This is a genomic window from Ignavibacteriota bacterium (genome assembly GCA_016713565.1).
Classification (GTDB): domain Bacteria; phylum Bacteroidota; class Ignavibacteria; order Ignavibacteriales; family Melioribacteraceae.
In genome coordinates, this window is record JADJOX010000003.1 from 388463 (window position 1) to 404417 (window position 15955).

Sequence of the window (15955 nt, forward strand, 5' to 3'; positions counted from 1 at the left end):
CTTTTATGTTCGCGTAATTTCGTTCAATCCTTTCCTTTCCTTTTTTACATCTTCTTCGGCTTTTCTTAAATCTTCATTCAAAGTATCGCGTTTTGCGCGTACAACAACCGCGAGCGCTCCTGCAACTAATTCATTATTCATTAGTCGCCTCGTTATTTAATTTTGCCTCTCTTTCTTTCATTACCCGCTTTACATAGTCAATTTCCTTTTTAGATTCCCTTTCAAGCTGATCACTTGATTTTACTCTCAGCTCGCCGCCTCGTTCAGAATTATATATGTTAAACGCCTGCTCCAATCTTGCTTCAAAATCTGAAATACTTAAATTTTCCGCTTCCCTCCCAAGTTATTTCCTGAATATTGAGAAACCATTTGGAGCATAAGAGTTCTGCTTAAAACGCTTCCCTCTTTTGTTGTATTTTTTTGTTTTTCTAAATCAAATCTTATTTTATGAATTAATTCATCCGCCATTCTTGTGGATAAATTATTTTCAAAAATTCCGGAGTTAATATTTTTCAATTTTCTTTTTCGGAAAGGTCTGTACAAATATTTTTTAGCGAATAAATGTTTGCTTGCGTAAGGATGTTTAATAACATTGAACTTCAACGCGTCTATAAGAAAATTAAGTTTTACGGTAATTTCAAAAGATGCACTTTGCTTATTTTTATTTTCGCTTATCCATTCAACTAAGTCTTGTGCATCTTTGAAAGTTCGTTCGTGTAAAAGTAATTTTTCTCCAAATAACTCAATGTATTCGCCGTTAAATTTCATTTTTTAAGAAGTATATTTTGGAGTTAATATTGCGCCGTTAAATTTAAATCTGTAAGTGAAAGTCATTTCACCGTCAAAATTCAAAGTGACGGATTTTGATAATAAAATTCCTGTTCCGGTAATGGCTTTTGCCGTTGTTCCGCCGGGTTTGTAAGTCATTGCGATTGCTCCGGTATCGCCCGCCGGTAAACCCATATTTGTTTGTGTTGGCGCGCCTTGCCAAGTTCCGTTTAAGGAAACTTTAATCATACCGTCATTGGGATCTTCAATATCAAGATTATCAAATCTCAAATTTCCCGCGACATTAACACTTGTCGCGAATGTTAGTGTTGCCGCTTTTGTCGATGCTCTTACGGGTTCATCCTCAGTATCTTTCATATAATAAGTTATTGAACTTTTTCTTTCCTTAAATCCGGCAACCGTTTCCGTTCCTTTCCCCGTTGTCCCGCCGTCTGTAGAGTTCAATTCGGTTGCTGTTTCTTCAAAAGTCATATCGGTGGGAATTACATTCGCGGAATCAAAAGCAAGATTCATTAATCCCGAATTTCCTTCAATAACAGCGTTGTTATATTTCAAATTCCCTGTAACTTCAATTGTGCGTTCGGCTCTACCGTTAATTGTTTCTTTTCCGTCTCCGGAAGTGCAAAAATCTGTAACATCTTTAACCGACCAGCTTTCGCTGAACCTTGTATTTTTTGCGCCGCATACTTCTGTGCCTTTGAATGAAAAGCTTGATAATAATCCTGATAATTTTTCCATTTATTCTACCTCAAAATTTCTATTCAATTCTTAGTTTTTGATGAACCCTTTTTCTCGTTTATTTTGTTGGGAGCGTCAATCAATCCGTTTTCTACAAAACTTGGAATTTTGGATTCTCTAATTTTTATTTTATCGCCTGCATTGTACTCAACGCCATATTGCGTATATGGTTGCTTCAGTGTAACTTCAATTAGTCCCATAATCTCACCTAATTTTTTCTCTGTAATTTTAATTTGTAGCTTCTTGAATGCTGCCAATTGTTCAGCACAGTTTTTGTTTCAATCGGCGGAGAAACTCTCCTAACCGATAATGAGTAATAACTGTTAAAAACTAAATTCATTTGGCAGTTATTCAATCGTGTGTCTAACTTTTCGCCGCAATCGGAAATTCTGTAACTGCTGTCATTATTATCATACATCGTTATTCTTAATATTGGAAATTCCAAATCAGTACAGCTGTCGCCGTCATAATTCCCTCCGGCGAAATTGTATATTCCATAAGGATAAATAACATCATCCGGATCAAGATCATTATGCACATAATGCAATCCGCCTAAAAGAACATTCTTAAATGGATTTTCATCCACCATCAAAAAATTATATACCGATTGTTTTATTTCGTTAAGCAGCATTTTTATACGCATCCAAAGATTTTTGTAATCCTGTATGTAAAGCCGGTTCCGCGTAAGGATGAGGAGGAATTGTTGCTTTTTGAACTAATACATACATTATATCAAACCGCTCGTGATTAAATCCTCTTCCCTTTTTTCTTACCAATAATGCCGGAGCATTTTTTCTGGGAATTAAAACTAAATCCGGGAAAATATCTCTTATTGTTTTGCCGTCTGGAATTGCCGTTTTTTTTGCTTCCGGGTGAACCGGAATCGCGAGTGCTTTTGCGTTAACTGGAAGTATATCTCCGCCTAATTCTTGAATTCTCGCGTATTCGGTATTTGCGTAAACAATAACTTTAAATTCATTTACATCAACAACAAAGAAAATTGAGTTTGCCAAATTTCCGGTTTGATTTTCAAAAGTCTCAACAACATTCTGGACCATTTCCGAAACAATTATTCCGCCTGTAAAATTCAAAAAGTCTAATATTAGACTATTTGTGTATTTTTCCGATTTCGATATGTCGAGATATTCACTCATTTATTTTTTTATTTCTGAAGTCTTGAAATTTCTTCTTTCATTTGTTCAATGATTTCATTTTTCCAAGCTTTTAATTGCTTCTGCAGTTCCTCACCGTCTATATTTTTTTCCTGTCGTGTTTCAAGTACCGTAACACGCTTATCTAATGATCCGTATGCAAGTATAACAGATGATACAATGATCATTACGTTGATAACCAAAAGGATTACCCATCTAATCCATTCCGCGTTTTCTTTTTTCTCTTCCAAAGTCATTTATTTAATCCACAAGAAAATTATTAATACAACAATTATTATTAAATAAACTATGTTCAATCTTGAGGAGCTTAACCAATTAAGGTCCGGCACCGGATTTTCATTGTTCCCGACCAAATAACCAAAATATTTATTGATGAATCTTTCAACCAATCTTAAACCATTTCCCAAATGAAGATTTATACTTTGGGGAAATTCTTTGTTTTTAAACTTTAATTCTTTGTTGGAAATTTTGTTTTGAATCGTCTCTTTTTCATAACCAACTCCGTCAAAAAGTTCATCCAAAGGTTTTCCGTCCGGCTTTCCGTCGCCGTCAATATCATTTTTATTAATTTTTGTTCTGTCTAAATCGATGTTCATTTTTTTGTCGCGTCAAAAATTCCATAAAGAGTAAGTCCGCCGCCGCCCGTTACAACCCACATTAACACTTCATTTACTTCATGCGGCAATTGAAAAAATATCGGCACAATTACAAGTAACAGCATTGGAATAACTACAATTACCGCTCCCCATATTGTTTTTGATTTAAATAAATCAACCGCGTTTTGGTAAGTTGCTCTCCAATTTGTTACGCCCAAAAATCCCGCTACAGTTCCCACAACAACAACTATTTGATCTACATATTGTAAGCCCGGAGCAAAAAAAGTAAATGTAAATGCTAAAATGAGAGCGATTAGAGAAAAAATTAATTTTGGTGTCATTTAGAACTCCAATTTTATTATAATTTTACTTAATAGATTAACTAACGTTTGAATCTTCATAACATAATCCGGATCGGTGGCGTATTGATAATCATGATCATTTTGTACACTTTTAATAAACTCGGTTGGATCACAAAAATTGAATGCCTTCGGCCAGCGTTTCTTTAACAGTAAACCATGGTCGGCAAAACTTTGAGAGGGACTGATATATTTCCTAAATGAATCCAAAACCTTTTCACGTTTGCCGTTCTTATATTCATGAGTCCATAAAAATTGCGTTTCACCTTTCCATAACGTTCCGGCTTTTATTCCAAAAAAATTATTTCCCGGAGCTTTTTCTCCCCAAGCACTTTCAAGTGCAGCCTGAGCTAAAGTAACCATAAACGGAACTCCGGTTGCTGCCTGACTTTGTACCGCGTCAAATAAATATTTTTTAACAAATTCTTCGGGTGTCATTTTACTAAACTCAACTCCGCTACTTTGTGATGATCCATAACCGACTTAATTGGAACAACGTCAAATATTTTCCGGAATCTTTACCTGATAGAACTTCAATTCTGTTATTTTCATTAAGATTAACATTTGCCGGATACCAATGCTTATGCGATGATGAAAAAGATTCCCGGTCGTCAACAGTTCTTTCTGTTGATTTAATTCCTCTGTGATGCCCAACGTAATTTGAATTTGAAATTGGCAGCCAGTTACTTACTTTGCTCCCAATTCCGTCATCAACAATTGATCGCTCAAGTATCCGGTATTTAATTTTAAGAAATCCGGTTTCTTCTAAGCCCATGAAAGATTCCTTAAATTTTCAATTAATTTCATTATTGAATCCGGAATATCTTCTTTGATTATGTACTTAACCGAATATTCATCAAACCGTTCCGATTCAATTCCATTTGTATTTGCTCGATTAGGAAAATAAAACTCAACTAACTTTGCTATGAAAAGTTTTGCTTCTTTTGGTAGTCTGATAATTGTTATCCGAATATCTAACCCAAAATCTTCATCAACCAAAACAACTTCATCCTTTGGAATTAATTCACCCGGCGTAACTGACTTTATTGGAATTGCGCCGTCATTGTAATAACTTCCTTTTATTCTTATCGCCAATCCGTCTTTAAAACCGGAATTAACAAATTGATTTGAGGAGTCAATTATTCGTGACGGATTTCCGCCTTCAAAAGAAATGGTGTCAGATTCGAGAAAAATTTTTTCGGTTGCGACCTCACAATAATTATTAGTTTCGCGAAAGAAAAAACTTTCAACCAAAGGCAATTGCTTTTCAATGATGTTATCCTTCGATAAATCATTATCCGCGATCCCCAAAATTCCTTTTACTTCAGATGGCGTAAGAATCGGCATAGCTATTCATCAATCCCTAATTCTTTTGCTAAAGTATTTGGATTCTTTGAATGCCAATTATGAATTTTGCTTCTTTTGCTTTCGCTCGTAGATCCGTTATTTGCTCTTCGGTATATTCTTTATTTGATTCGGCAGTTTGAGAACTTTCTTCGGTTGATTTTAATTCAGAGTTTGGTTCCGCTTTTACTGTTTCCGTTTTAATTTCACCAATTTTTTCTGATTTCTTTTCCTCAATCGGCTTCAGCTCAATTATTTCGGAAGCAAATTCTTTAAGCGCTTCAAATTCTTTTTATCTTTTGGCTGGTATCTTCCCGCAAAATATGATTTCTGTAATTTCTCGCACCATCCGGATAATGTAAAAACTAAAATTATGTTAAGCATTTCTTACCTTAATTATGTTTAAATTAAAAAGAGTGCCAATTAAGGCACTCGCTAATTATGGAGTAATTCCCGTCATAATTGAATGGTCATACCCAACATCTTCAATAATGAATCCGACGGAACCTTGAAGCGATTCCCTGAATTCACGGCTTGATTGAGCCGGTTCAACTTTCTTTGTTAAGAAATCTCCCGCTGACCAGCCTTTCTGACATTTCGACATAGTTAAAATTGGAAGTACATTATCCGGTAAATCCGCGTCAACTTTTACGTTTAAAATCAATCCTTCATAATCATATTGATTGATGTATTGTCCCGTGGTGTGTTCGGTTCTCTCAATTGTAGTAGTCAATGAACCGTTAAATCCGTTGATTACACTCTTTATTGTGTTTGAACACCAAATTGTATCTGGATTTCCGTATTTAACTAAATCTGCTAAGGTGGCTCGCAATTTTGTTTCTGTTAATGCGCCGTTTGCGTTGTACTGAAGCGTTGGACGTGCGCCGCCGTTATTGTCCAATAATTGAGCTATCAATCCGGCGGACATATAAGGCGATCCTGTTTTAGAGCCAAGCTGCTTTTTACCTTTTACCGCCATCGATGCCAACATTTCGGCAACACGGTATGAGGCTTCTTGAGTTAAAAGAGAGATGATATTTGCGTCCTGCAAACCTTGTCTTTTTTAACTGCGCCCCACGGAATTCCCAGTCAATAGTTTCAAAAATAGTTTGAATGTAATTTTTATAAGCCGAAGTTTCTTCACTTACGGACTCAACATTTTTCAATGTGGAATCTTTTCCCGCGAAACCAACAACCTTAAATGCGACTGCGGCTGAATGTGCTGCCGCGGTTGTTTCGCCTGCGCCTCTGGCATAAACATTAATTGTATTTGCGGATCTGTTAACCGCCGAAACAATTACCTGCTCTGCTTCAACTTCAATAACGTGACCGATTGTCAAACCTTTAACAACATTAGCGTCAACCGGTAAATCGGAGGTTGCTGAATTGTCCCAGCCTCCCGTTCCAACAGTTCCGGCTCTTGCCGATTTGCTTCTTGAGTAAACTTCAAAATCAACTGTATTTATCGCTACCGGAGGAGCTCCCATTGCTTGGAAAAAAGCCCCTTTATTTCTTGGCAAATTAATTGCCTTTGCTGCCGCAAGAATTGTAGGATCCGCGATACTTACGGCATCGTCAAACATTGTGTGAACACCAAATACAAACATAATTTCTCCTAAGTTTTGGCTTTAGATTCTTTTTCTTGTTTAATTTTTATCGCGAGTTCATTCATTTCCTGAAGCTCAATTGGAGATAAATTTTCTTTTGAATTTAGTACCTTGAACTTTTTCATTGATTCGGTTTCGCCCAAATTAAAATTCTTGTCATTACCTCCGCCCGGCTGTGCCCCTTCAATTTTGAACTCGCCGTACATTTCCGGAAATCCTTCAAAGATAGGTTTATGAAGCTCCTCAAAATTTTTAATCTTTCCGTTTTCAATTTCAAGGTGGTCATACTTCCCTTCTTTTTGAAATTTACTTACAAGAACATCAATGTATTTTTCGTTCCCTTTTGAACCAAGAATCTGTGATTTAAGAACACCGAGTTTCCTTTCAACCTTTAACGCTTCATCCTTTTCCAAATTGGATTTTTTGAAATCTTCCAATTCTTTTTCAAAGAAGAAATTTGCTGATCGGTTGTTTGAGTTCCGTTTTCCTTTTCCTTCTTCAAAGTTTCAACTTCGGTTTTTGAAGCTGTAAGATCAGATGTCAATTTTTCATTATCAGCTTTTAACTTTTTCTGATCGTTCCTTAACTCGGATATTTTATCCGCCGGTAAATAATCTTTAGGATCAAGAAGATAAACCTCTTTCCCCTTTAGCTCATTTTCCAACAGCTTAAAATTTTCGTCACCTATTTTTTTCTTTAGTTCATCTGTAAATTTCATTTAAATACTCCGTTTTTTGTTTCTATCTTAGGTTGTTTACGGGACATTTACCTTTGTCCTGATAGCTTATGTTAGTTATTGCTCCAACTTTGAAATGAGCGGTAATTTTATTTGACCAAAAAGTAAGTTTTTAAGAAAGGCTTGTCATCCTACTTTTGTGAGGATAGCAAAATACGTTTGTACGTACTTATACTTACTGTAAGTATTTATACTTATTTACAATAAGATAAAATTCTTATATATTTAAATAAAAAATTGTTTAGTTATATAAAGAATTATAATTAATGTAACTTAACTGGCGAAGCTGTAAACCAACCTAAGCTTTAATTCTGTAATAAATGTTCGACTTTAGCTTAAATAATAGTTCGGTGTTTCAATAAAGGAGATTAATTTGAAAAAAAAGAAAACAGCATTATGTATGGCGTTATTATTTGAAAGCTTGGACAGTCAACGATAGCTTATATTGTTTGCGAAAAGATAAAATATTTTCTTCAAATCTAATGGGGATAGCTAATGAAAAGAGACTTTTATAGATTGCAAGAATTAACACAGAATGAAGTAAATTTCATTGAAAATGTAGCAATAAAAATTCACCTGATATTCTTAAACGAATACATATAAATTTTCTGAAAGGTTTTACAGAAATATATCAGCTTCGTAACGAACTTGAGAAAAAGTGTTTGAACAATGAAGTGATTAATAAAGAAGTTGATGAGAAAATTAATAACCTAGAAGAAGATTATCATTCTAACATTGAAGGAATTTCTACTAAATATATTGACCAAATTTTACAGAAAGATTTATCGTTTTATGAATCAAGAAGATGGAAGACCCGGAATTTTTATATTATTTAAATACCCAATATATGCGAACAAAAAAATAAAGCAGAATGTAATTAAATCAACTAGTTATCAAACAAAATTTAATGTTGAGAAAATGTGGAATGTCTTAAGGCATATATATGCTACAAATGCTGGTTTTCATTTGAATAGGCGAGAAGAATACCGATTAATTTTATTAAATAATAAAACTACTTTACCTTTCATCACTGGTGATCAACCAGTTATAAATACCTTGCTGTTGCAAAAATATTTCAGATCCAGTTGATGACTTAGAACTATATTATCCAGTATCACCAACTATAGCATTGCTAATTGCAGAAATCAAGAATACAATGGAATAAACCAAGTTGATATAGATATTAATAAGGTAGATGAATATAATTCGTATATATGGGAAGAATCTCACTGAGCAGATTTATTCAAATTCAGAACAAGTATTAAAAGATATTTTAGATAAAAATAAGAAAAACACCTAACCAGCCAATCAACCCGACCACCTTTTCGCACTCGGCAGTTTTTAAATTTTTGGCTTGGTTATTCCGTTTTAAGTTTTTTGTTCTAAGTAGTTGTATTAATTAACATTGTTGCAAACTGCACTTGCAAAGAAAGATAAGTGCAGTTTGCCAAATATTTGGCTTTGTCATTTTAATCTGCATTGCTGTTCTTGGCAGCGGGTTATCGACAACGTCGTTATAAAGCAAATTGGAGAAATTTTATGCTAAAACTTCAATATAATTTAGAATTAGATAGATGTCCCTATTGTAGTGTAGCTTCTCCAAATTTATCAAAGATATGGGAATGAAACAGTTAGTCTTAATAATTCAAATAGAAGATGGTGGAAAGCTTATGCGTGTCAAAAATGTGGTGGTGTTGTAATAGCAGCTTCAAATGTAAATAGTCTTGGTCAAGTTTATGAATATTATCCCAAATCAAAAAAAGTAAATGAAGCAATTCCATCACCTGCAAAAGATTATTTGGCTCAAGCATTGATAGTCAGCACTTTCAGCCAGTTTGTATTATGCTTTGTGCTAGTAGTGTAGATTCAATGTTAAAGTTAAAAATTATAAAGAAGGATCTCTTTATTCACGTATTAATAAGGCTTCCGAGGATCATTTAATTACATCAGAAAATGGCTAGATGGGCACGATGTAAGATTGGATGCTAATGATCAAAGACATGCTGATGAAAGTGTTTCATTACCAAATGATGCGGATGCGCAAAGAACATTAGAATTCGTTATTGCACTTGCAGAATATCTTTTGTTCTTCCTTCCAAAAAGTTAAACACGGTTTAATGCAAAGATTAAAAATAATTTATGGCATTGCTTTATAATCTGGCTTCAACCCGACAGCGTATTCGCATTAGGCATTTACAAAATTTAGTATTTAGTTTTCCGTTTCAGCAATTTTATAATGTAGTCTTGGTATGAAAATTTTTTCTAATTTTAAAATTTATTTAATAAAATCGGTATTGTTGTTTTTTAGGTGGCGCGTAATTTGCAGTGCCATTATAGTTTTTATTATGAGATCCACTCCTCCTAAAAATTGATACAAAATTTTAAGTCTAATTGAATTATTGGGTTTAAACAAAAATAATGCTGTTTTTCTAAATATACTCGAAAAATTTAAAGCAGAAATAAATAATTGTCACATTAATAATCTAATAAAAAAGAGTATTGATGGTGGCGAGATCGTCTTTGGTTGGATTATTTGGCAAAATCAACATGAGAATTTTATTGAAGCAATGTTTCACTCAGTGTGGAACAGTAGAAGAAATGTTTTAGTTGATATAACACCAAGAATAGATGAAGAAAAACTATTCTATTTATTCCAGATGAAAAAGAAAGATTGCAATTGAATTGAATGAAGAAAATATTATAATAAAATCTTTTGATAGTTTAAGAATACAAAAATGATAGAATATTAAATGGAATCAGAGTATTAAAGGTATTATAAAAAATAATGAATTGATAGAATATGATTTATTTTTAAGCAATAAAACCATAACTAACAAATCAACTGTAATTTAATAAATCAATAAGGGTTATGGGTAGTTACAGGTGCAGTTATGTAAATTATGAATCTTGAAGAAATTGATAAATATTGGGAAAGTTTAACAGCTTCTGAAAAATTAAGTATACGTGCTGAAATGTATGGAGTTGATCGCGATCTACTTGCAAAACAAGATCGAATTTATGAGGAGTCTAGTAAATATTTTAAATTGCCTATTTCCGAAATGGCTGAATTTTACTATCAAATGGGATTACAGTTTTGAAAATTATCATTTTTCAATGGATGACCGGAGCAAAGAATTTTCAATGTTCAATTTCCCAACGGAGTAATACTTGTAGAAGCTGATTTATCAGAAATTGATGCAAATTTAACGCAACAAAGTAGAAGAAGTATTAAAGAAAACCTGAAATTAGGACACCCACCAAACTTGCAAAAGCAATATTATTTTGGGTTGAAGGTAATAAAATGACTCAGCATTGATTGAATATGACACTAAAATTAATCAATTGAATATTACTGGAGGAATCACCGCATCGCTATATGTAGAGCAAGAAATGAAAAACGTTTACCGTTTATAACTTCGAAAGAACATAAAGAAAAATTATTTAAACTTTTAAAAGTATTAATTAATTAAATAAACTATTTTTAGGTAGCAATTATTTTGTGTCGCCATTTATACAATTCATAAAAAGTGAGCTTGGTAATGCAATCTTATAATGAAATCCTTAAATATTTGTCAGGAAAAAAAACGTATTAAGCATTTATTGCTTGGTAATGGTTTTAGCATATCATATAGCAACAAAATTTTTTCTTATAATGTTTAAAACACTTTTATAGCAAATTCTAAAAATGATGTTCTAAAAAATTATTTGCCATAATTAATAATAAAAATTTCGAATTTGTTATGTAACAATTAGAAAATTTTTGTGAAATTGCGGCTGCATTTAGTTCGGACAAATTATTAGTTGAAAAAATTAAGGCAGCCAATAGTGAATTAAAAAATAGTCTTATTAATTCTATAAAAGAATTACATCCAGAGCATGTTTTTATTGTAGAGGAAAATGAGAGTTCTTCTTGTGCTAATTTTTTATCAGAATACTTAAATGATAAAGGTAATATCTTCACAACAAATTACGATTTATTACTTTATTGGGTTTTAATGCGCAATAATCTAAAAAACGCAATTGATGGATTTGGAAGAGATGCTGAAATTAAAGATGAATATGTTCAAGAAGAAGAAATGGAATTTTCAGAATTACGATGGGGAAAAATGTAAAGAAGAACAGACAATTCATTATTTGCATGGTGCACTATTACTATTTGATTGTGGTATTGATATTATTAAAGAAGAATATGATGGACATTATCTTTTAGAAAAAAATTAAATCGAGATTAGATCAGCAAGAATATCCCATATTTGTAACTGCTGGTAATGGTAACGATAAATTGACACATATAATGCATAATAAATATTTGTCTTATTGTTATGAAAAACTTTCTAAAATACAAGGATCTTTAATTACTTTTGGTTTTAATTTTGGCCCTTATGATGAGCATATAATTAAAGCGATTAATAATGCTGCAAAACATTGCAAGAATGAAAGAAAATTACATAGTATTTATATTGGAGTTTATACAGAAGATGATTTTAGACACATTGAATCAATTAGAAATAAATTCCAATGTAAAGTTAATATTTATGATGCGAAAACAGTAAATGTTTGGCAATAAATAAACGCACATAACCTAGCAAATCTACTGCCCACTAAGTTCAATTCTTGGGGATTTGTAAATATAAAGTTTGAAAGTAGATTTTAGTTTTTTGTTAAAGTGAAATTCAATTCAGAAAAGTAAGTCTCCATTTATGCAAAAGGAGAATTAACAAATGTTTGTTTAATAAACCTAAAGTAAATTAATAAAACCATTATTTAGTTTGAAATACTTTCAAGAAATTAAAAGTGAGGATTTTATGAATGATAAATTAATAAAAATTGGAAAAACAGAAGCACATCATAATGCTAATTATACAAATTTTAAAATATACTCTTGAAATGTTTCATAAAGGTTTAAATGAACATAAAATTCTATCAGCTCCAGAACTAGATATGATGCAAAATAAAGCTAATCTTCAAATTGAAAAATGGGTTGAAAATGGGAAAAATTAGAGAATAAACGGTTGATAAATAAAGAAAGGCAATCAAACCAAGAAGACGCAAATTTAAAAACTGAACAAGCACAAAAAGAATTAAAGATAATAGATAATTTATTAAGACACACTCTTGATGTTGACGATACAATCGATTGGAATAAATTAAAATCAAAAAAAAAATTTTCTGAAATAAATCCAAATAATAGTTTGGATTTATTAATTTCTAAAATAAAAAAACCACACAAAAAAGAATTAAAAGAATATCCAAGAAAACCTCAAAGTACAGATAAAGAATACATTCCCAAAATAACTCTTTTTGATAAAATGATTTCTTCACGTAAAAAAGCAAAAGAGGATAATTCTAAAAATTTATTTAATCAATCACTTAATAACTGGGAAAAAAGATTGGAATAGTATAGATAAAGAAAATCAGATTTCCGAGTTAGAATATAAAAAATGCAGTTAAAGTATATGAAGATCAAGTTGAAAAAACTAAAGTATAAATAAAATGAAATGATTGAATGGGAAAAAGAAAAGAACAATTTTATAAAAACCAAGAAAAGTTCAATTCTAAAATTGATAATATGAAAGCAAAATATTTAGAAAAGAATTCAGACTCAATCACAGAATATTGTGATATGGTCTTAAATAATTCAGAATATCCAGAATCTTTCCCAAAGAATTTTGAATTAGAGTATAATCATAATAATAAAATACTTATTGTTGAATATGAGCTTCCTCAATTGATGTATTTCCAAAAATTAAAAGTTAAATTTAATGCTTCAAAAATGAACTTATTGAAATAAATATTTCTGAAGTGCAATTAAATAAAATTTTCGATGAAGCAATATACAAAATTGCACTTAGATCAATTCATGAACTATTTGAAGCAGATAAAGCTGAAGCAATTGATGCAATTTCTTTTAATGGTTGGGTCAAGCAATAAATAAAGCCACGGGAAAATTGGAAAACAATTGTATTCTTAGTATTCAAGTAAAAAAAGAAGAGTTTATCAAAATTGATTTGGTAAACGTTGAACCAAAAACATGCTTTAAAAATTTAAAGGGCGTTGCAAGTAGTAAATTAAGTACTTTAACAGCTGTTCAACCTATTCTCCAAATTAGCAAGACAGATAAAAGATTTGTTGAAGGCTATGATGTTGTTGATAATATTGACTCTACAACTAATCTTGCAGCAATGGATTGGGAAGATTTTGAGCATTTAATCAGAGAATTATTTGAAAAAGAATTTCAATCTAGTGGTGGTGAGGTTAAAAGTAACACAAGCTAGTAGAGATGGTGGAGTTGATGCTATTGCCTTCGATCCGGATCCTATCCGAGGTGGAAAATTGTAATTCAAGCAAAAGATATACTAATACTGTGAGGTGTTTCTGCTGTGCGTGATTTGTATGGCACGGTTGTAAATGAGGGAGCTACAAAGAATTTTAGTTTCAACTGCAGATTATGGTCCAGATGCATATGGGTTTGCCAAGGGTAAACCTTTAACTTTACTTAATGGTTCAAATCTTTTGCATTTACTCCAGAAACATGGTCATCATGCCAAAATAGATTTAAGGGAAGCAAAAAGGATATTATCTGAAAAAGAAAAATAGAACCATAACTTTCCAACCGAATGTTATTAAGAAACTAAACGCTTTTTATTATCACAACTTCCCGATCATTTATATCATATTCAGCAACACCTGTATTACCCGGCAATCCTTTTACTCCATTGGGATAAGTAAATAAACCGTTTTCGTCAGCTTCTTGTCCATCCATAATTCTGCTTTGTTCACGTGTTCTATCATCAATAATTGAACGGATTGCTTTCACCATCTCAATCCCCAAATTTTTCCCGGATTGAATTGATTTATCTAAAGCGGTATTATTCCCCAAAACCTGAACCCGGTGAGATTCCGTTCTTACTATGCGCGTCATATTATTTGCGAGAGAGTTCACTTTATCGGTAATATTTGCGGCGGTTTTTGCGTAACCTTTTCCTTGAATCAATCCTTGCGTTATTTCCGTTTTAACTTGGTCAATTGCCGCTTCATGATGTCCTATTCCCCTTTTCTGCCATTTCACCCGGTCAAAAGGATTCTTTTACCGCTTCGGCAATTACATCGGGATTTAATTTTGCGAATTGCACTTCAAACGTAAGAACTTCATTTAAGGCTTCGGTTGTAATTTTATAACTGTCCTTAAAAGTATATTTAATTTCTTTACCTATTAGCTCAATTGATACTCCTGCAATTTTCTTTATTTCATCCGCTATTTGTTTTTCAAAATTTGCCAAACGATTATATGTTGACATCTCCGCAAAATCAACATTCTCTCCGTACTTAACATATATATCAAACAAAGCTTTTCGGATTTTTTCAAGTGCTCTTTTATACTGCAGCAATAATGAATATTCAAAATCCTTAGTTTTTTTACTAAGGATCTTGTTTACTTGTCTGAGTGATTTTTCATGTTTAGAATTGGTAAGCATTTTTTATGGAACAACCTTAATTACATTTCCGCTTGCGGCATCTCTACAAGCTCCGCTTGTATTGGGCGCGCGGAAGTAGAGCAAATTTTAAGATATATGTTTGCAATATCACGGGTAATTAATCGGTAGCTTCCGCTAATAGTTACATTAGCTAAATTTCCGGTAAATTTTGAATATGCTATTATACTTGGAATATCTGGAACTGTGTATGAACCAGTAAAGATAAATTATTGAGATCAAGCTCTATCGACATTCGATTATTTATAGCTGAACTTATTGCGTAAATTGGGTATCTAATGTTGTTCGCAGCAAAATATTTATTTAAAGTTGATGGATAAGCCGCATGATAAGTTATGTGTTTTGACATAGACAAAATCCATCAGCATGCTGACTTAATCTTATTGCGGCTCTATTTGATGCTCCACTGTAACCGCCAAAATAACAATCTTCGAAATAGACATAGCCAAAGAACTAACCACAACTGAATGGTTAACAGATGAATTGACATTATAAATTTTACTCATAAAATCAACATTCGCGCTGTTACCTATTGAAATTCCATCCCATGAATTTGGTTTGAATACAAATTTTCCCCATGCTAAACCGGCATTTGTTCTCGCTCCAAATCTTAACCAACCATTATTAGTTACTTGTATAGTTGAAAACCGGTACTTGTGCATGAATCTGCTGTAAACGTTACACTTTCATTATTATTATAAAATTCTAAACTTGAGGCTTCAGGCATCATTTCAACAATTTCAACATCACCTCCACACTTTTCTTGTAATTAAATGCCCCCCCAATTCTCCGGCTTTACATAATATAGCACAATCATATTTATCTAAAATGCGGCATAGCATCAATGGCTCCTTGTAAAAGTTTTTCTTCGCCGTTTTCCAGGTTAGCCCATCATAAACATCATTACCATTTGTTGGGTCAACCATATACCTTAATGACAAACCGGAACTACGTGGGTTCCCGGATTTTAATTGTAAATAAGGAAATGTTACTGTGTTCATAAACGTTATATTTTTATCATAAGAATTTAGAATGCAATCCTTTACTACTTTAAAGTATTAGTAAACAAAATTGTAGGGTGATTCAAATCGTCATATATAACATTTATTTTCTTTGGTTCA

Annotated in this window: 29 protein-coding genes and 1 pseudogene; 9 read left to right on the forward strand and 21 right to left on the reverse strand. The window is 32.4% G+C overall.

Annotation, left to right across the window (positions count from 1 at the left end; all coding sequences use genetic code 11):
- Nucleotides 1-3: 3 nt before the first annotated feature.
- The 17 genes from IPK06_04370 to IPK06_04450 form a co-directional block, all read right to left on the reverse strand.
- Nucleotides 4-141: a hypothetical protein gene (locus IPK06_04370; GenBank protein ID MBK7979243.1), complete on the reverse strand. Its 138-nt coding sequence runs from the start codon at nucleotides 139-141 to the stop codon at nucleotides 4-6.
- Nucleotides 134-295, reverse strand: a complete 162-nt coding sequence (locus IPK06_04375; GenBank protein ID MBK7979244.1) for a hypothetical protein — start codon at nucleotides 293-295, stop codon at nucleotides 134-136. The genes IPK06_04370 and IPK06_04375 overlap by 8 nt, the downstream gene beginning before the upstream one ends.
- 23 nt (nucleotides 296-318) lie before the next feature.
- Entirely contained in the window at nucleotides 319-768 is a 450-nt protein-coding gene (locus IPK06_04380) for a hypothetical protein (protein MBK7979245.1), read from the reverse strand.
- Nucleotides 769-771: 3 nt separating this feature from the next.
- The gene (locus IPK06_04385; protein MBK7979246.1) at nucleotides 772-1527 is read right to left on the reverse strand and encodes a hypothetical protein; all 756 of its coding nucleotides are present in this window, start codon (nucleotides 1525-1527) and stop codon (nucleotides 772-774) included.
- Between the two features lie 23 nt (nucleotides 1528-1550).
- Nucleotides 1551-1727 carry a hypothetical protein gene (locus IPK06_04390; GenBank protein ID MBK7979247.1) on the reverse strand — a complete coding sequence of 59 codons (177 nt, stop codon included), beginning with the start codon at nucleotides 1725-1727 and terminating at the stop codon, nucleotides 1551-1553.
- Nucleotides 1728-1735: 8 nt separating this feature from the next.
- Nucleotides 1736-2158 (reverse strand): hypothetical protein, encoded by a 423-nt coding sequence (locus IPK06_04395; GenBank protein ID MBK7979248.1) that lies wholly within the window; start codon nucleotides 2156-2158, stop codon nucleotides 1736-1738.
- Nucleotides 2148-2681 carry a hypothetical protein gene (locus tag IPK06_04400; protein MBK7979249.1) on the reverse strand — a complete coding sequence of 178 codons (534 nt, stop codon included), beginning with the start codon at nucleotides 2679-2681 and terminating at the stop codon, nucleotides 2148-2150. The genes IPK06_04395 and IPK06_04400 overlap by 11 nt, the downstream gene beginning before the upstream one ends.
- A gap of 8 nt (nucleotides 2682-2689) precedes the next feature.
- Nucleotides 2690-2935 (reverse strand): hypothetical protein, encoded by a 246-nt coding sequence (locus IPK06_04405; protein ID MBK7979250.1) that lies wholly within the window; start codon nucleotides 2933-2935, stop codon nucleotides 2690-2692.
- Nucleotides 2936-3295, reverse strand: a complete 360-nt coding sequence (locus IPK06_04410; protein ID MBK7979251.1) for a hypothetical protein — start codon at nucleotides 3293-3295, stop codon at nucleotides 2936-2938.
- Nucleotides 3292-3636 (reverse strand): hypothetical protein, encoded by a 345-nt coding sequence (locus IPK06_04415; GenBank protein ID MBK7979252.1) that lies wholly within the window; start codon nucleotides 3634-3636, stop codon nucleotides 3292-3294. The genes IPK06_04410 and IPK06_04415 overlap by 4 nt, the downstream gene beginning before the upstream one ends.
- Nucleotides 3637-4092: a glucosaminidase domain-containing protein gene (locus IPK06_04420; GenBank protein MBK7979253.1), complete on the reverse strand. Its 456-nt coding sequence runs from the start codon at nucleotides 4090-4092 to the stop codon at nucleotides 3637-3639. It lies immediately after the preceding gene.
- 19 nt (nucleotides 4093-4111) lie between these two features.
- Nucleotides 4112-4429, reverse strand: a complete 318-nt coding sequence (locus tag IPK06_04425; protein MBK7979254.1) for a hypothetical protein — start codon at nucleotides 4427-4429, stop codon at nucleotides 4112-4114.
- Nucleotides 4420-5001 carry a hypothetical protein gene (locus IPK06_04430; GenBank protein MBK7979255.1) on the reverse strand — a complete coding sequence of 194 codons (582 nt, stop codon included), beginning with the start codon at nucleotides 4999-5001 and terminating at the stop codon, nucleotides 4420-4422. The genes IPK06_04425 and IPK06_04430 overlap by 10 nt, the downstream gene beginning before the upstream one ends.
- A 436-nt stretch (nucleotides 5002-5437) precedes the next feature.
- Nucleotides 5438-5989, reverse strand: a complete 552-nt coding sequence (locus tag IPK06_04435) for a hypothetical protein (GenBank protein ID MBK7979256.1) — start codon at nucleotides 5987-5989, stop codon at nucleotides 5438-5440.
- The gene (locus tag IPK06_04440; GenBank protein ID MBK7979257.1) at nucleotides 5961-6605 is read right to left on the reverse strand and encodes a hypothetical protein; all 645 of its coding nucleotides are present in this window, start codon (nucleotides 6603-6605) and stop codon (nucleotides 5961-5963) included. The genes IPK06_04435 and IPK06_04440 overlap by 29 nt, the downstream gene beginning before the upstream one ends.
- 8 nt (nucleotides 6606-6613) lie before the next feature.
- Nucleotides 6614-7042, reverse strand: a complete 429-nt coding sequence (locus tag IPK06_04445; protein ID MBK7979258.1) for a hypothetical protein — start codon at nucleotides 7040-7042, stop codon at nucleotides 6614-6616.
- Nucleotides 6997-7323 carry a hypothetical protein gene (locus IPK06_04450; GenBank protein MBK7979259.1) on the reverse strand — a complete coding sequence of 109 codons (327 nt, stop codon included), beginning with the start codon at nucleotides 7321-7323 and terminating at the stop codon, nucleotides 6997-6999. Before IPK06_04450 ends, IPK06_04445 begins: the two co-directional genes overlap by 46 nt.
- A gap of 680 nt (nucleotides 7324-8003) precedes the next feature.
- Between IPK06_04450 and IPK06_04455 the strand changes: the two genes are divergently transcribed.
- The 9 genes and pseudogenes from IPK06_04455 (at nucleotide 8004) to IPK06_04495 (ending at nucleotide 13938) form a co-directional block, all read left to right on the forward strand.
- The gene (locus tag IPK06_04455; protein ID MBK7979260.1) at nucleotides 8004-8177 is read left to right on the forward strand and encodes a hypothetical protein; all 174 of its coding nucleotides are present in this window, start codon (nucleotides 8004-8006) and stop codon (nucleotides 8175-8177) included.
- 1563 nt (nucleotides 8178-9740) lie between these two features.
- Nucleotides 9741-10022, forward strand: a complete 282-nt coding sequence (locus tag IPK06_04460) for a hypothetical protein (protein MBK7979261.1) — start codon at nucleotides 9741-9743, stop codon at nucleotides 10020-10022.
- Nucleotides 10023-10241: 219 nt separating this feature from the next.
- Nucleotides 10242-10439, forward strand: a complete 198-nt coding sequence (locus IPK06_04465) for a hypothetical protein (GenBank protein MBK7979262.1) — start codon at nucleotides 10242-10244, stop codon at nucleotides 10437-10439.
- A gap of 435 nt (nucleotides 10440-10874) precedes the next feature.
- Nucleotides 10875-11908: pseudogene (locus IPK06_04470) on the forward strand (DUF4917 family protein).
- Nucleotides 11909-12192: 284 nt separating this feature from the next.
- Complete coding sequence (locus tag IPK06_04475) at nucleotides 12193-12342, forward strand: hypothetical protein (protein ID MBK7979263.1); 150 nt, start codon at nucleotides 12193-12195, stop codon at nucleotides 12340-12342.
- A gap of 11 nt (nucleotides 12343-12353) precedes the next feature.
- Nucleotides 12354-12740 carry a hypothetical protein gene (locus tag IPK06_04480; GenBank protein ID MBK7979264.1) on the forward strand — a complete coding sequence of 129 codons (387 nt, stop codon included), beginning with the start codon at nucleotides 12354-12356 and terminating at the stop codon, nucleotides 12738-12740.
- Nucleotides 12741-12847: 107 nt separating this feature from the next.
- A complete protein-coding gene (locus IPK06_04485) occupies nucleotides 12848-13132 on the forward strand; it encodes a hypothetical protein (GenBank protein MBK7979265.1) in 285 nt (94 codons plus the stop codon).
- Between the two features lie 124 nt (nucleotides 13133-13256).
- On the forward strand, nucleotides 13257-13616 hold the full coding sequence (locus IPK06_04490) for a hypothetical protein (GenBank protein ID MBK7979266.1): 360 nt from the start codon (nucleotides 13257-13259) through the stop codon (nucleotides 13614-13616).
- A gap of 133 nt (nucleotides 13617-13749) precedes the next feature.
- Nucleotides 13750-13938: a hypothetical protein gene (locus tag IPK06_04495; GenBank protein MBK7979267.1), complete on the forward strand. Its 189-nt coding sequence runs from the start codon at nucleotides 13750-13752 to the stop codon at nucleotides 13936-13938.
- Nucleotides 13939-13972: 34 nt separating this feature from the next.
- Here IPK06_04495 and IPK06_04500 read toward each other — a convergent pair whose 3' ends face one another.
- The 4 genes from IPK06_04500 to IPK06_04515 form a co-directional block, all read right to left on the reverse strand.
- A complete protein-coding gene (locus IPK06_04500; GenBank protein ID MBK7979268.1) occupies nucleotides 13973-14410 on the reverse strand; it encodes a hypothetical protein in 438 nt (145 codons plus the stop codon).
- A gap of 4 nt (nucleotides 14411-14414) precedes the next feature.
- A complete protein-coding gene (locus IPK06_04505) occupies nucleotides 14415-14816 on the reverse strand; it encodes a hypothetical protein (GenBank protein ID MBK7979269.1) in 402 nt (133 codons plus the stop codon).
- A gap of 181 nt (nucleotides 14817-14997) precedes the next feature.
- A complete protein-coding gene (locus IPK06_04510; protein ID MBK7979270.1) occupies nucleotides 14998-15183 on the reverse strand; it encodes a hypothetical protein in 186 nt (61 codons plus the stop codon).
- A 31-nt stretch (nucleotides 15184-15214) separates the two neighbouring features.
- A complete protein-coding gene (locus IPK06_04515) occupies nucleotides 15215-15496 on the reverse strand; it encodes a hypothetical protein (protein MBK7979271.1) in 282 nt (93 codons plus the stop codon).
- Nucleotides 15497-15955: the final 459 nt, after the last annotated feature.

What these genes read in the sequence shown, in the direction of transcription:
- IPK06_04465 (MBK7979262.1), top strand. Translation starts at nt 10,242, where the DNA reads ATGAATCTTGAAGAAATTGATAAATATTGGGAAAGTTTAACAGCTTCT.
- IPK06_04515 (MBK7979271.1), bottom strand. Translation starts at nt 15,496, where the DNA reads ATGCACAAGTACCGGTTTTCAACTATACAAGTAACTAATAATGGTTGG.
- IPK06_04370 (MBK7979243.1), bottom strand. Translation starts at nt 141, where the DNA reads ATGAATAATGAATTAGTTGCAGGAGCGCTCGCGGTTGTTGTACGCGCA.
- IPK06_04435 (MBK7979256.1), bottom strand. Translation starts at nt 5,989, where the DNA reads ATGTTGGCATCGATGGCGGTAAAAGGTAAAAAGCAGCTTGGCTCTAAA.
- IPK06_04450 (MBK7979259.1), bottom strand. Translation starts at nt 7,323, where the DNA reads ATGAAATTTACAGATGAACTAAAGAAAAAAATAGGTGACGAAAATTTT.
- IPK06_04395 (MBK7979248.1), bottom strand. Translation starts at nt 2,158, where the DNA reads ATGCTGCTTAACGAAATAAAACAATCGGTATATAATTTTTTGATGGTG.
- IPK06_04400 (MBK7979249.1), bottom strand. Translation starts at nt 2,681, where the DNA reads ATGAGTGAATATCTCGACATATCGAAATCGGAAAAATACACAAATAGT.
- IPK06_04385 (MBK7979246.1), bottom strand. Translation starts at nt 1,527, where the DNA reads ATGGAAAAATTATCAGGATTATTATCAAGCTTTTCATTCAAAGGCACA.
- IPK06_04510 (MBK7979270.1), bottom strand. Translation starts at nt 15,183, where the DNA reads ATGTCAAAACACATAACTTATCATGCGGCTTATCCATCAACTTTAAAT.
- IPK06_04430 (MBK7979255.1), bottom strand. Translation starts at nt 5,001, where the DNA reads ATGCCGATTCTTACGCCATCTGAAGTAAAAGGAATTTTGGGGATCGCG.
- IPK06_04425 (MBK7979254.1), bottom strand. Translation starts at nt 4,429, where the DNA reads ATGGGCTTAGAAGAAACCGGATTTCTTAAAATTAAATACCGGATACTT.
- IPK06_04475 (MBK7979263.1), top strand. Translation starts at nt 12,193, where the DNA reads ATGCTAATTATACAAATTTTAAAATATACTCTTGAAATGTTTCATAAA.
- IPK06_04440 (MBK7979257.1), bottom strand. Translation starts at nt 6,605, where the DNA reads ATGTTTGTATTTGGTGTTCACACAATGTTTGACGATGCCGTAAGTATC.
- IPK06_04380 (MBK7979245.1), bottom strand. Translation starts at nt 768, where the DNA reads ATGAAATTTAACGGCGAATACATTGAGTTATTTGGAGAAAAATTACTT.
- IPK06_04420 (MBK7979253.1), bottom strand. Translation starts at nt 4,092, where the DNA reads ATGACACCCGAAGAATTTGTTAAAAAATATTTATTTGACGCGGTACAA.
- IPK06_04410 (MBK7979251.1), bottom strand. Translation starts at nt 3,295, where the DNA reads ATGAACATCGATTTAGACAGAACAAAAATTAATAAAAATGATATTGAC.
- IPK06_04495 (MBK7979267.1), top strand. Translation starts at nt 13,750, where the DNA reads ATGAGGGAGCTACAAAGAATTTTAGTTTCAACTGCAGATTATGGTCCA.
- IPK06_04415 (MBK7979252.1), bottom strand. Translation starts at nt 3,636, where the DNA reads ATGACACCAAAATTAATTTTTTCTCTAATCGCTCTCATTTTAGCATTT.
- IPK06_04505 (MBK7979269.1), bottom strand. Translation starts at nt 14,816, where the DNA reads ATGCTTACCAATTCTAAACATGAAAAATCACTCAGACAAGTAAACAAG.
- IPK06_04405 (MBK7979250.1), bottom strand. Translation starts at nt 2,935, where the DNA reads ATGACTTTGGAAGAGAAAAAAGAAAACGCGGAATGGATTAGATGGGTA.
- IPK06_04485 (MBK7979265.1), top strand. Translation starts at nt 12,848, where the DNA reads ATGGGAAAAAGAAAAGAACAATTTTATAAAAACCAAGAAAAGTTCAAT.
- IPK06_04390 (MBK7979247.1), bottom strand. Translation starts at nt 1,727, where the DNA reads ATGGGACTAATTGAAGTTACACTGAAGCAACCATATACGCAATATGGC.